This is a genomic window from Labrenzia sp. PHM005, assembly GCF_006517275.1.
Classification (GTDB): Bacteria; Pseudomonadota; Alphaproteobacteria; order Rhizobiales; family Stappiaceae; genus Roseibium.
The window spans coordinates 498416-512019 of sequence record NZ_CP041191.1; the positions used below are offsets into that span (position 1 = coordinate 498416).

At 51.5% G+C, this 13604-nt stretch carries 9 protein-coding genes and 1 pseudogene; 4 read left to right on the top strand and 6 right to left on the bottom strand.

Features of this window, described 5'->3' with window-relative positions:
* Nucleotides 1-199: 199 nt before the first annotated feature.
* The 4 genes and pseudogenes from FJ695_RS02425 to FJ695_RS02435 all read right to left on the bottom strand — a co-directional run bounded on the left by FJ695_RS02425 (nucleotide 200) and on the right by FJ695_RS02435 (nucleotide 5905).
* Entirely contained in the window at nucleotides 200-1168 is a 969-nt protein-coding gene (locus FJ695_RS02425) for a site-specific integrase (protein ID WP_305778404.1), read from the bottom strand.
* A 12-nt stretch (nucleotides 1169-1180) separates the two neighbouring features.
* Nucleotides 1181-1456, bottom strand: a pseudogene (locus tag FJ695_RS28440) (Arm DNA-binding domain-containing protein); the annotation flags it as partial.
* A gap of 330 nt (nucleotides 1457-1786) precedes the next feature.
* Nucleotides 1787-3013 (bottom strand): glycosyltransferase family 2 protein, encoded by a 1227-nt coding sequence (locus tag FJ695_RS02430; protein ID WP_141183955.1) that lies wholly within the window; start codon nucleotides 3011-3013, stop codon nucleotides 1787-1789.
* Nucleotides 3014-3142: 129 nt separating this feature from the next.
* Nucleotides 3143-5905, bottom strand: a complete 2763-nt coding sequence (locus tag FJ695_RS02435) for a glycoside hydrolase family 9 protein (RefSeq protein ID WP_141183956.1) — start codon at nucleotides 5903-5905, stop codon at nucleotides 3143-3145.
* Between the two features lie 86 nt (nucleotides 5906-5991).
* On the opposite strand from FJ695_RS02435, the gene FJ695_RS02440 reads away from it, so the two are divergent.
* The 4 genes from FJ695_RS02440 (at nucleotide 5992) to FJ695_RS02455 (ending at nucleotide 11675) form a co-directional block, all read left to right on the top strand.
* The gene (locus tag FJ695_RS02440; protein ID WP_141183957.1) at nucleotides 5992-7359 is read left to right on the top strand and encodes an O-antigen ligase; all 1368 of its coding nucleotides are present in this window, start codon (nucleotides 5992-5994) and stop codon (nucleotides 7357-7359) included.
* Between the two features lie 186 nt (nucleotides 7360-7545).
* Nucleotides 7546-8847, top strand: coding sequence for a polysaccharide biosynthesis/export family protein (locus tag FJ695_RS02445; RefSeq protein ID WP_168206237.1), 1302 nt, complete (start codon nucleotides 7546-7548; stop codon nucleotides 8845-8847).
* Nucleotides 8848-8853: 6 nt separating this feature from the next.
* Complete coding sequence (locus FJ695_RS02450) at nucleotides 8854-10425, top strand: Wzz/FepE/Etk N-terminal domain-containing protein (RefSeq protein WP_141183959.1); 1572 nt, start codon at nucleotides 8854-8856, stop codon at nucleotides 10423-10425.
* A gap of 356 nt (nucleotides 10426-10781) precedes the next feature.
* Complete coding sequence (locus FJ695_RS02455; RefSeq protein ID WP_209010891.1) at nucleotides 10782-11675, top strand: glycosyltransferase family 4 protein; 894 nt, start codon at nucleotides 10782-10784, stop codon at nucleotides 11673-11675.
* A gap of 101 nt (nucleotides 11676-11776) precedes the next feature.
* On the opposite strand, the gene FJ695_RS02460 is transcribed toward FJ695_RS02455, so the two are convergent.
* Nucleotides 11777-12415, bottom strand: coding sequence for a methyltransferase domain-containing protein (locus tag FJ695_RS02460; protein ID WP_168206238.1), 639 nt, complete (start codon nucleotides 12413-12415; stop codon nucleotides 11777-11779).
* A 221-nt stretch (nucleotides 12416-12636) separates the two neighbouring features.
* Nucleotides 12637-13602 (bottom strand): glycosyltransferase family 2 protein, encoded by a 966-nt coding sequence (locus FJ695_RS02465; protein WP_141183961.1) that lies wholly within the window; start codon nucleotides 13600-13602, stop codon nucleotides 12637-12639.
* Nucleotides 13603-13604 lie beyond the last annotated feature (2 nt).

Sequence of the window (13604 nt, forward strand, 5' to 3'; positions counted from 1 at the left end):
GTTGTGCTTTGTGCGAACGTCAGTAACCTCCGCTGAGCACCCGTTGGGTCGGATCGCAGCAAAAGTCCGCTGCCGTCCTTTTTTGGTTTTCGTTCGCTGCGGAACGAATGGCTGCTTTAAAGACAAGTCGGAGAGCCGCTGATTGTCCGCCCTGGGGACACAAAGCGGCGGTACATTAAGTCAAAGCTGAATGATTAACCTACGCGTTATTCCGACGTCGCGAGACTTGAAGCTCAAAAGCGCTAAAAACAACTTCGCCAATCCGATCTGAAGCTTCCCTTATTGGGCTTTCTTCCAGATGCGTATACCTCTGGGTGGTGGCAATGTCCTTATGCCCTAGTAGTTCCTTAACAACATGAATAGACGCACCTGCCTCGATTGCAAAACTTGCGAAGGAGTGCCTCAAATCATGAAGCCGCAGCTTCTCGTCGCCGAGCATCTTCCTTACCTTTTTCCAGACTTTCATAGTCCCCGAATAAGACCCTTCCGTTCGGTCACTGGCAAACATGTATGTGCTATTCGGATCGCTATGACGTCTCACCCAATCGTTTAAAAGATCAAATGCAGCCCGGTTCAGCGGCAGGGTCTTTTGCCCGGTTTTAGAGTCCATCAATCTCAGCAGGCGTGCCTTCTGGTCAAACTCGCTCCACTTCAGGTTCTGGATTTCGCCAAGCCGTGCGCCGGTGACTGATAGAAGCCTTATGATCGTAATCGCGGCGGGATTGACCTCTTGGTCTTCCAGCGTTCTCAAAATCTCGCCAAGCTTACTCATCTCAGTTTTCGAGAGGAACCGATTGCATTTTTGGTCTGAGTAACGCTTAACGCCAGTCACCGGGTTCTGGTCGATAATGCCAGCTTTCTTTGCGTATGTAAGGATGCCGCCCAGCAAGCCGACGGTTCGCGTTGCCGTCCCTTTTCCGCCTTTGACCACCGCTTTGCCGCGTTTTTTGGTTTTCTCGATTTTTGCGGTTTTACCGTCCGCAACGTCCTTCAGAAACTTGGTTACGTGAGCAGCGGACAAATCCTTGACCCGCATCTTGCCAAGTAACGGCACAATGTGACGATTGATACGTCCTCGGTCGGTATCAATCGTCGATTGCTTCTTGGTACCAACGCCATCGAGAAGGTACTGATCACATAGCTCCGACACGGTGATTGATTTCTTCATTGCAGAACGTTCAGCCGCAGGATCATTTCCGCTGGCAACCAAACCCAGAAGCTTTTGTGCCTCGTTGCGCGCTTGGTCCGGTGCCCAGGGCGATCCGTGTTTTCCGATCGTAAAACGGCATAACTTGCCACGCCGTCCGCCTGCGGTTCGATATTGAACGATGTAGATCTTCGACCCGGCAGGCGTAACTTTCAGGCCAAACCCCTTTAGCGTCTCATCCCAGAAAAATGTGTCTTTGGTCAAAGGCTGAACGCCATCGACGAACTTTTTTGTGATTTTTACCTGCACTTCCAACCTCGCTAGCAATCACATAGCAATCACCTGAGTTGGAATTTTAGGCAGAGCACGGGAACGAATTAAAGCTGAATTTTCACTAAGATATTGATTTATATGTGTAAAATGATTCATATGGGTTTAGCGGGAACACACGGGAAGTCCTGTCTGGCACCCTCCGAAGGCAGAGGTCAGAGGTTCGAATCCTCTCGGGTGCGCCAAACTCACGCCCGAACAGGCACCAGCTATTACCTAACTCAATGGGCCGGCTTAGAGCGAATAACGGCAGACAACAGCTGGTCCTTAAGAGTAGGCGTTTTTCTCGTTACTTTGCGGGGGAAGGTCCTATTTGTGTGAACGGTCCGTATCCCGCTCGGTGCGCGCCCAACCACTTCGTTTTGGCTTGAAAACAGCCATTGGGTACTTCGCGAACCGGACCAGCAAATGGGCCACAAGCCCCAATAAATCCCGTACGGGGATGAGATCTCGACCATACTTCCACCAAGCTGCCAATGTCGTGATCAAAAAAGCGACCATCGCGCCAAGAGCCAATCCAAGCGGAAAAAAGGGCAGTTTCAGCAAGGCAGTGACGATCAACGCACTCACCACCGCAACACCTTGCAAAAATACTAGGATCGTCAAAGGTGGAACCAAGATACTCAAGGCTAAGGCAACCGCAGAAAACTTGCGCATGGCAATGAGCCTAGGCAGACGTTTCAGGGCCGTTCTCATTAGCGAAAGATGCCCCCGAACCCATCTTGACCGCTGCGTCGTGGCGCCATCCAAAGATTGAGGCAAAGGGCTCAGGATGATCGCCTCATTACAGAAAATGGGAGACTTGCCGGCGGAAGCGAGATCAAACCCCAGTTTCATGTCTTCCACCAGATGCCCATGCGCCAGATTTGCCCTAGCCAGAACGTTCCAAGGGAACGCCATCCCGCTACCGGTGAGCAGAGATGGACCGCCCAAGTTGAAACCCCCGAGGGGACGGATCCAGTTTTTGAGACGAAACATAAAGACGGAAACTTTCTGGGCAATATTGTCTTGAGACTCTGTCATCAAGTAACGAGCCTGGGCAGGGCGGTCACGATGAAGCGCCACCCGACGGATCCGGTCTAACGCTGAGGCTTCCGGTACACAATCAGCATCCAAAATCACCACACAGTTCGGTGGATTTGTTTCAAGATGCCGAACGCCAAAATCTAAGGCGTACCCCTTTCCGCGGCGATCCGGATCAGTTCGTTCGATCACTTCTGCCCCGTTTCGGAACGCGACCGCCGCGGTATCATCGGAGCAGTTGTCAGCAACAACCAGGATCCTATCACCCGGATACAGTCCCTTCTGGCTTGCTTTCAAGGTGTCCGCCAAACCGGCTTCCTCATTATGCGCCGGAATGAGGACGACCATCGGGACGCGCGCTTCAGAACACTGAATTTGCCGTTTTGGCAAAAAAACGGCTGCAAGAACTTCGATACAGTAGACAGCTGTCAAGACAAGGGTGATCGACACCCAAACCAAAAGCCCGGTGTAGGTGGCGGCTTCCAATAGAGCTATTGTATCGGTTGCCAGCATTCGGCAGGCTCCTGCAAGATTCACGGATGACAAGTTATCAACCCCAGCAACTGGAAGTCACCACAAGGCATCTGCACTGTCATAAGCGCTGCCGGTCAACCTGTCTTGCCTTTGATGGGATTGATTTGCCTAATCTGCATCGATTTGCCCATCGAGATAGATGGCCAGTGCAGCGACCGGTCCGATCGTCTGGTGCACGGTGTATTCCTGTTGAATGATCACCCCTGGGAACTCGATCAGATTCTCGAAATACGGGATTGCAAACCGCGATGGCTCGACCTTGGTGTTTTGACTCTGTGACTTCAACCCAACTTCGGCAAGCGGAGACCACGACGGCCCAAAGATCCACCCATAAGCAAAAGCGTTCGCCGGGGCCCAGCCGTAGATTGTGATCCCCGGTGGAGCGTGAACGCCCATCGCGCGATGGTCTTCGTGAAGCGGATGCAATATTTGCCGCGCTCCCACCCCAGTCATAAGGCTCATCCCAGTCTGGTTGGCACCCAGCAGACCATTCAGGGTATCGAGCACAAGCCCAATTATGGCGTTGTCACCTGTCAACAAGTGCGTGCGCATAGCCAACTGCGCCATGCCAGAATTTGGCGGGCCGCCTTGTCCCCAGCCCGCAGGAGCGTAGGGATGCTTCATACTGGGATAGGTGTTCGTTTCCTGGGCCTCCAGTAGAAGCGCAGTTTCTGATTTGAAGAGACTTTCCAGAGATTTGCGAATGCCTGAGTCCGTTTTCGAACTGTTGATGTAATCCCAGGCGGCATCGCTCTTTTCCTGATACAAGTCCCAATTTCCCCTGAGCTGTTCTTCTGCGGCTGTTCGAAATCTCTGTTCTCCGGTTGTGCGATAGAGGGAACTGGCTGCAACAACGCGTCGCGTTTCAGCTTCCTCCTCCAACTTCGAACGTATTTCCGGCCAGCCGTCAGAGTTTGAATAGGCTCCAGCAACCAAACCTGCAATCGCATCAGCGTAGAAGGTATCCATGTCGGAAAGCCCAACCTCAGCGGCGTCCCAGGCCCTGAAGGCACTGTCCAGATAGACAGCCGCGAGATCAGATTTGCCGTGTATTTCTAAATGCCGTGCAAGGCTCCCTGCGATTGCGGCATAAGTGTAGCTGCTACTGATATCGGGTGCATATGTAAAAACAGGAAGCGTTTCCAGAAAACTTGCGGTGCCCAGCACAGGATGCCCAGCGCTTTCAATTCCGCCCCGAATAGTTCCGTCAGGGCCTTGCAGCCTGCGGAAAAAGTCGATTGTCCAGATGGCTTCATGGAGGAGATCCGGCAGATCGGCAGTGCCGGTATAAAGCTCTGGATCCAGAAGCTCTGAGGATTTCGGAATGCCATAGGACGTACTCAAACGGTCCGCTGGCAGATAATCAAGAAGATCGAGAAACAGGCGGGACACACGAAGATGCACGATATGGCGATCCCAATCACCAGCATCCATGTAGCCTCCCCAATAGCCGGCCCCGGCCGGTTTTCCATTGCGCCAGGTGCTATTGACCGCATCCTCAAACGGCACAAGCCCCAATTTGCCATGGCTTGAGAACGACAGGGGCAAGACGCTTTCGGCGATTTCCACATTAAGACCTGGAACGAAGGCGGCCGGTCGTTCAAATCCAAACCGCCCATCCAGCGCGATCCCGCTGCGATGATTGTAGAGCCCTCCAACCGCAGTCTTCCCAATCTCTTTCCAATGATCCGAAGACACCTGAAACACATCGGACACGCCGAGTCCGTCCACACGAATTCGGTAGTTCCCGTTCTGAGTTGGCAACCAATCGCTGTAATCCATCTCAAAAACGTAGGTACCGGCCCGGCTAGCCGAATAAGCTCGACGTGCGGTGGCTCCTGGAGCCACTGTGGCTGGCAGCGGCAACTGACTGTCGAGAATTTCGATCGTCTCTAAAGAAACAGCACCGACTGTGGCGAACACTGCGGCAGCATCTTCGGCGCCGGACAGCCTCTGAAGCACAATACGCTCGCCAGTTTGAAAATCATGTCCTGGTATAGTGATTGACGCGGCCCCGGATGTCTCGATCCCGGTTACGGGCACCGGTGGCTCTCCGAGGGCCGCGTAATCGATCAGCGGTGACCCCAGTCCATTCCATGGTTCTTCCGCGTCCGGCAACGACTTGAGTTTTATTTCGGCGGAATACACAACGGAATCCGCATCATCCAGAATTGAGAACCGGTCCAGGCCGTAACTGCCGAAATCAACCGCGCCGGCATTTGGACCTCCTGGAACCCACACTGCGAGAAATGCTTTTTTTGAATGATCCTCGGCGGCGTGTCCGGCCTGTGTGGACCGGATGCCTAGTGCGCGTGTTTTGGATGGGTCATAGGTAAAGGTGGTCTCGGGAAATAGGTCACCGGGCCAGCTGAGGGTGTGTGTCCCGGGCTCCAAAGAACGGTTTAACTTCAGAAACACCTGGTGTTTCATCGCCGCTGCCGTCTGGCTGCGACCGGATGATGACCGATAGAAGCCGGAATCGTAGGGCAGCGATTTCCTGTAGACAGACGTGATGGCAGGCTGGCCGTTGAATTGATATTCGTCAGCCTGATCGATAACCGCTCTGTCAAGCAACTCAGCCGGAGGCGTATCTGCCAGCCTGAGATTACTCCTCTCAGGGCCAACAACCATCCCCCATGTGTCACCATATTCAATCCACTCACCCACTGGTTCATTGAGCGGATCTTCAAGCTTAATAATCTCTCCGCGGCCGAAGTTGGGGTCTCTAATCTCGACACTGATCATGTCGGGCGTTGCAATTGTGATTTCCCAGATGCGTAAGTCTTTCGCGGAACCAGCGTCCACAACCAGCAAAGACCAGACAATCCCCAGCCATAATCTCATACAGAAAGCAGAGCGCACATCATCCATTAACGGAATCTCGTTATTTGAAACTAGGTTCAGGCTAAGATCGGCCTAAATGACAAAAAAAGCCTGAATTAAGGTCGGTGCGAATTGTGAAGATTGCGTTCGTTCTCATCGTTTTGTGCTGCACACTACCGCTCGTGCTGCTTGTAAAGCGCTATGAAGTCCTTTCGCGCGTTTTCTGGATTTCTTTTGGCGCAGCAGCGTTTTTTATGACCATCGTCCCGCTCCTTGATATCGGTGTGATCAATGCACCCGATGGTTGGGTTGGTTTTGTCTATGGCATCGAAATATCCGTCGTAGATTACCTAGCCGTTGTTGCGTTCTTCGTCCTCCCGCGGCACAGGACCTCTTGGCTGTTTTTCCTTCCATTTGTTATTTTCACTGCCATCGCAGCGGTACCAGTGCCAAACGCCGCAAATCCAATGGTTGCGTCGTTCGGGGTGTGGCAATTTGCGAAGGTGTCCTTTATTGCCGCAATAGTTGCCCGAGCCTGCGCTTTTGAAGAAGTGCCTTACCTGCTCTTGCGCGGCATGGCGTTTGGCATTATGGCCCAATTGGTTGCATCCCTGTGGCAGCGTTTTGGTTTAGGATATACTCAAGCCCCAGGCCTTTTCCTGCATCAAAATACACTTGGGATGATCGCCCACTTCGTGCTTTATCCTTATCTGTTTATGCTCCTTACCCAAAGCCGAGGAACGTTCTGGAATGGCCTAGTAATTCTTTCCGTCTTGTGCTGCATCCTGTTAACTGCTTCTCGCGGGGCAGTTGGTTTTACGGTGATTGGTATTGGCCTCACCTTTGTGATCGCCTCACTGACTGGTCTAACCAACCGTATCATGGCAGCCGTCGCCCTGGCCGGACTCGTGGCTCTGGCACTTGCGCCCGCGACCTATATTGTTTTTGAAAAGAGATTTGAACGCTCTACACTCAGAGAAGATGTTTACGACGAGCGCGAAGCGTTCAACAGGGCCGCAGACTTAATAAGAGACGACTTTCCGGCAGGGGTCGGTTTTAGTCACTACACCTATACACTCAAGCGATACAATTATTCGCAGCTCGCAGGCGTTCACCAAAACGAAGGCAATATTAACAATATCGTTCATGACGCCTACCGGCTGATCGGTGTTGAAACCGGGCGCGCGGGTCTGCTTTCATATTACGTTATGCTCGCAGTGCCTTTAATCACTGCATTTTTTGTTGGATGGCGCCGCCGCCCGACGCCCGATGGTGGGTTGCTTTTAGGCTTTGGCATGGCATTGCTCATTGTATACCTCCACTCCCTATTTGAATGGATTTTCCTGATCAAACAGGTGCAAATCGTATTTGCTATCGTAGTTGGCATGACGTTTGGAATTGCAAGTCGGAGCTATGCTGCTGAGCAATCCATCCAACAAGTGACCGCCAGCATCAACACCAACGGTGTGCCCACGTTCAATGCCGGGGAATTGAGCAAATGAACAGGTTTACTCTTGGTGGCTCGGAATCACGCGTACGAGCGTATAGGTTTCCGTAACCATAAGGATCGATATACTGTTACAAATTTCAATGGTTAGATTTCATTCGGCTCGTTTTTACAATTTTGAACTAAATCCGACACTCACAGTGCTACGATCATACCTAAAGTATATGTGGTGGAGCGGGAATTGCGGTTTATTCCGAACACAAATACGAGACGATTTTCAACAGAGACAGTCGGCATTTTTCTATTGCTGGTTTTCGCGCTGCCGGTGCTCAGTTTAGGCGGTTCGAACCCGACTGCAGCTAATGAATACAGTCTCGGTATTCAGGACCGTCTGCGTATCTATGTGGCAGAGTGGCCTGCCCTTACCGATGAATTTGAAGTTGGCGCTTCTGGCAGTGTGGTGCTGCCTATTGTGGGCGAGGTAAACGCAGCAGGTCTTGCTCCCAGAGAGCTGGCCATGGAGATCGCTGAACGACTCCAAGAGCAAGCCAAACTTCGAACGCTTCCAAATGTAGCCGTCGACATCTCAGCCTACCGGCCGTTTTACATTCTAGGAGCAGTTACATCGCCCGGAGAATACGCATATCGGCCTGGAATGCTGGTGCTCAATGCATTGAGTATTGCCGGAGGTGTCTATCGTCCGCCTAGCCAGTCGGAATGGGGCCTTGAAAGCTCCGCTATCAACACCTTGGGTGAACTCAGAACACTTAGAAGCCAAGCCGCCGATCTGGAAGCGGAAAAAATCCGTTATCAAGCTCAAGCAAAAGGGGAAACACAGTTTCCGTCGTTTCCAGAGAATGCCGCCCCAAATCTTGCTCGGGCGCTCGCGGAGCAAGCTCTGCTGTTTAGAGCTTCGCTTCAACGGTTTAATAATGAGAAGAAATCACTGACAACGGCGATTACGTTATTTGAGGGTCAAATCACTCTGCTAAACCAGCAGTTAGAAGACGCCAAACTCAAACTGGATTCATTCCAAACGGAGTTGGAGAAGATTCAGAACTTGATCAAAGAGGGCTACGGTTCGCCTCGTCTGCTACCGCTCAACCGCGAAATCGCTGATGGACAGTTGGAGAAAAAGCGGCTTGAGATTGGACTCTTGCGCGCAAAACAGGAGCTTGAGACGGCGCGTATTGAGCTTCGAGATCATGAAGCGAACTACCTCGGCGACGCGGAAACGCAACTTGTGAGGATAAGGTCTGAGTTGCGGGCCAATCTAGAACGAGTCAAGACGCAGGAGAGCCTTGTCAATTCCGCAAGCGGTTTCACAGACCGGCAGCAGCTCGATAATCAGATTAGCCTGCCACAGAGTCTTAAGTTTACGATCATTCGTACGGTCAGCGGTGAGGTTCAAACGCTGAACGCCGAGGAAACGACAAGTGTTGACCCCGGCGATATCGTGAAGGTCGCACGCTTTGGAGACGACGACTTGTCCGGAGCAATTCCTCAGAGAGTTTCATCCGGCAGTCTTCGACTTGGAGAATAAGATAAATTGGACGTTCCTTCTCTTCCAAAAACAGCTGCAAGATCGCTGCCCGTATCAAACGGCTCTACTTATGACTGGCAGTGGATGGCACGCGCTCTGATCGAGCGTTCGTGGGTGGTCATTCTCATACCGGCGATTTTTTGTGTATTGGCAGTCGCTTATGTGCTTGTTAGACCTGCTACGTTTCAGGCATCCGCAACACTGGATGTTGTAAACTTGCGCCTTTTGCCAGGTGGAGGCTCAGGTGTGTTTCTGCCCGAAGTTCAAGCCTTGCCGACGTTTCTTGACACGCAGCAACAGATTATCGGGTCAACCTCAATCATCACAGCAGCGATTGATGCTTTGGAAGGCACACCCTCAGAAAATGAATTTGACGGCGCAAAAACTGTTTCAGCTATCAAGGAATTGGAAGCTTTCCGTCGAGGGTTGATTGTTTCCCGTATAGGGCAAAGCAATCTCATTAATATAGGCTTCCGCTCCGACGATCCGCAAACGTCAGCAAATACAGTGAATGCAGTTGTCGATGCGTATCTGGCCAAACTGGAACAGGACCGACTGGAAACCGCGGAAGCGGCAAGCGGCTGGCTTCAGGAGCAACTTCGTTCTGTCGGACCAAGGGCAACGGTTGTATCAGCGGCCTACCCGCCAATCCACAAGAGCAACACACGAGGTCTGCATATCATAGCTGTCGCGGGTATAATCGGTGGTTTCATAGGCCTGTTTTCCGCCCTTATGTTGTCTTTCTTTGACAAGCGTATCCGAAACCCAGAGCAGCTCGCCGGGATCATCGGACAGCCCTGCCTTGGAGTGGACAAGTCAAATCCTCAGACAAAAAAGAAGACTGGCGCTCTGGCCGCAGATAATGCCCCCCCGGCGTTTCACGCCAAGGGTGAGTTTGATAACTCGGCTCTGTTCAATGTTGCGTCGCTGATACAAAGTTCAGCTTCGGAAACCGGCAACCGTATGCGCTATGTCGGAATTACGTCACTGCAAAAGGAAAACAGCAGTACTGTGGTCTCCGAGCAACTAGCGCGTCTTATTTCAGCGCCTGATCACAAAGTCCTATTGGTTGACGCAGACCCGTACGGAAGTGGTACTTCGTCCGAAAACAGTATTTCGGAGAGTGGGCGAGGTTTGATCGATATGCTTGTGGGCAATGGCTCATTATCCGAAGAGAACGTCAAAAAGGAAACGGATACCGGTCTTTCGATCCTTTCCGTTGGCACTGTCAAAAACCCTCAACAGGCCGGACAACAGATCTGGTCCGATAGATTGCGGGAATTGAAACCCTCATTCCGCCAATATGATTTGGTGATTTTCAATTTGCCGCCGTTGTTTGCTTCAGCAGATGTTGGCGCGGCGTCCAAGTATCTTGATTCTATCGTTTTCGTCGCTGAATGGGCGAAGACATCACAATCTGACCTGGCAACCGCACTCGACTTGAACCCGGCCATTCATAAGAAAATTATCGGCTCCGTTCTGATAAATGCCAAAGAGAACCCGTTGATTTTTCTGTTTTCGCCAGTGGCAAATTTTTTGCGAAAGCAAAGGGTATTTCTATCCGGTGCCGCTAAGTGACATCACAAACCTCGTGCTCCAATAAGCCGAACAGCATTGCAATCGGTTACGTTCTGAACACGTATCCTGTCCCCAGCGCGACTTTCATTCGGCGGGAGATCCACGCTCTTGAGGATTTGGGGTTCAAAGTCACAAGGTTTGCCTGCCGAAAATTTGCGGAGGACCTTGTAGATCCAAAAGATCAGAGCGAAGCTGCACGAACTGAGTATTTGCTGGACGGAAGACTTACCGACCTCCTGCTGGCGTCCGTACGCGAGCTTCTCACGAACTTCACTGGTTTTTGGCGAGCGCTCCCGGTTTGGAAACAACTGGTCTCGAATGCCGGAGGGGGTTTCGTCCGGCATGTCGCATACTTAATGCAAGCAGCAAGCCTCCGCCAAAAGGCAAGGCGGGCCGGAGTTCAGCATCTCCATGCACATTTTGGAACCAACGCCGCCGCTATCGCGATGCTGTCGCATTCTCTGGGCGGGCCCAACTACAGTTTCACAGCTCATGGCCCGAATGAGTTTGAAAATCCGCCGAAACAGAGTTTTGCGCTGAAAATCCAAAATGCAGCCTTCGTGTTGGCCATTTCGGATTACTGCAAAAATCTACTCGCCAGTTTCACCCAAATGACTGAGGACGTTCAGAAAATTCATATTGCGCGCTGCGGATTAGAATTGGCCGAGTACGGTCCACAGCTCCCCGTCACCTCCACCAACAACACCTTTGTCTGCGTTGGAAGGCTATGCCCCGAAAAAGGACAGGTCCATATTCCTGCTGCTGTTTCGACACTGATAGCGGACTTTCCCGATATCAAAGTCATCCTGGTTGGCGACGGAGAGAGCCGCGCTGATGTGGAAGCTGCGATCAAAGAACATGCCGTCGAGCAACATGTCATCATGCATGGGTGGGGCTCAAACTCGGAAGTCCAAGACTTCATAAAGTCGTCACGCGCCCTTGTTCTCCCGAGTTATGCAGAAGGTCTTCCGATCGTTTTGATGGAGGCTTTGGCCCTGACCCGCCCAGTCATAACGACAACAATTGCAGGCATTCCAGAACTGGTGGATGCCTCTTGCGGCTGGCTGATTGAGCCGGGCGATGAAGAAGCATTGGCGAACGCATTCCGCTCTGCCCTGTCGGAAGATCCCAAAACACTCCAGGCCATGGGCGAGGCCGGTCATCAGCGCGTCACGGCCATGCACGATGTCAGCAAGCTGGCAAAAAACATTGGACATCACATAACCAATACCCTCGCTTCGCACGACTAACGTGAATTAAGAGTATCAAGCTCAAGAACAGCTCCCGCAGTAATTTGAAACGGCACATCACCATTCACTAAGCTGTCTTTTTGAATTGAGCCCCAGTTGTCTCATGCTTTATTTGTGACCTTGCCCTCGTTTAGTACAGTCAACACCTCTTGTTTGCACAACTCAGAAGCAGCTTTGCGACGGTAAAAAACATAGCTCTTGGTGAAACCGAACTTTCGTTCTGTCCAAATCTCTGCATCTGGAAAGAGTGATTCCAGCTCGTTTTTTAAGACTACGGTTGTTTCCATCATCATTTCAGTCCAGGCAGGAAGGCGATTGTGCCACCGCCTCAAAAAGAAACGTCGTACAAACTCAGGATAAAACCACCAAAAAAGCATGTAACAATGAGCTTCTACGGGAAACCAGATCGATGGCGTCTGTACCCAATACAGAGGCGCTAGACGTCGGACTTCTTTCGCCATGTCTGCACGCTTCAATCTGTCCCCGACATGCTCTATCACACTGTTAGAAAAGACAATGTCGAAGCTATTGTCTGCAGGTAATTTCACATGACAAGCATCTCCCTCAAGGATGGTAATGGTATGCCGAGATACGGGAGGGATTAAAGAATTATACCCCGGAAGATTCATGATGGTAATATTCAACGGTACAGGGCAATCGTCCCAGAACTGTGGTGCGCCTCCAAGATCCAGTATGCGCTCTCCACCACAAATTCCCATACGGCAAATGAAGGTGTTCATTCGGTATTTCCGCATTCGTTTCGAAAACACCGTTTTCAAAGGCTGGACAACACTAAACTTCATAAACTGCATGCTTAACGGCCTCATGTGCATAAATACATCAGTCTTGTACCAGGCTTCTCCCTAAAACGACGCGCTAGGACACTAGGTAAACGGAAAATATGTCCTTAGTATTTTCTTATGCTATTGATAATGAATAACACGCTATCCAAAGCGCAAATCTATTTATATTCAATAAGTGTTGCCCTGCGGGCGAGATGCCTATTCAAATGAAACATCAACACGCCCCTTGCTTCTGCAAACTTCCCTAAAACGTCGTAAAAACCGATCAAAGCAGGTTGACCGTTCTTAGAGGAGCGAATTGCTAATCTGGCAATTTGTGCTGGATATGCCAGCAACAACAGCCAAGTTTCTGGAAAGAGAAAGCCGCCAAGACCAGCGATCACAGGAAGAACACCGCCCCAGAAAACGGCCCGAACGACATTTGTTTGCCAGATTTTCTTTGGTGAATTTCGGTGCCGCCAGGAAACTTCCGCGAATGCGTGCCCAGCCCGGACCGAACGTTTCCACCATTGGGTTATCCGGTGCATATTGGCATCGTGGAGGGTCATCTCTGCGTCAAGCCGCCAGATTCTCCAGCCCTTCTCCCGCAGTCGCAAGCACATCTCCGGTTCTTCACCAGCGATCAGGTCATCATGGTATCCACCGACATCATTGAACGCTGATCCGCGGACCAAGCAGTCTCCCCCGCATTCCTGCCGCTCGCCGATCGGAGTATTCCACTCAATATCGCACATGGTGTTGTAAATAGAAGCTTCGGGAAACCGTTCCCGCCGCCGGCCAAACACAACCGCGACATCAGGGTTCGTCTCCAAAAACTCCTGAGCGGCCTTTAGCCAACCTGCATCCAATTGACAGTCTCCGTCAATGAACTGAATGAAATCGGTACTTGGATAGTCTCGAAGAAGCCTGCGATAACCAGCGTTTCGGGCCCGGGCTGCGGTGAAGGGGCGATCCGACGGTAAGATTTCAACTTGAAAACCGGCATCCTCGGCCCATTGGACGCTATCGTCCGTTGATCCGGAATCGACATACACGATCCGGTCAGACCGCCCTTGAACAGATCGTATGCAGGTCTGAAACCGCTCACCTTCGTTCCGGCCTATGATCACGATTCCGATCGTCATCC

Bases quoted from the DNA above. Each gene is read 5' to 3' on its own strand.
- FJ695_RS02425 (WP_305778404.1), bottom strand. From the start codon at position 1,168: ATGAAGAAATCAATCACCGTGTCGGAGCTATGTGATCAGTACCTTCTC.
- FJ695_RS02430 (WP_141183955.1), bottom strand. From the start codon at position 3,013: ATGCTGGCAACCGATACAATAGCTCTATTGGAAGCCGCCACCTACACC.
- FJ695_RS02435 (WP_141183956.1), bottom strand. From the start codon at position 5,905: ATGGATGATGTGCGCTCTGCTTTCTGTATGAGATTATGGCTGGGGATT.
- FJ695_RS02455 (WP_209010891.1), top strand. From the start codon at position 10,782: ATGCAAGCAGCAAGCCTCCGCCAAAAGGCAAGGCGGGCCGGAGTTCAG.
- FJ695_RS02460 (WP_168206238.1), bottom strand. From the start codon at position 12,415: ATGAACACCTTCATTTGCCGTATGGGAATTTGTGGTGGAGAGCGCATA.
- FJ695_RS02465 (WP_141183961.1), bottom strand. From the start codon at position 13,602: ATGACGATCGGAATCGTGATCATAGGCCGGAACGAAGGTGAGCGGTTT.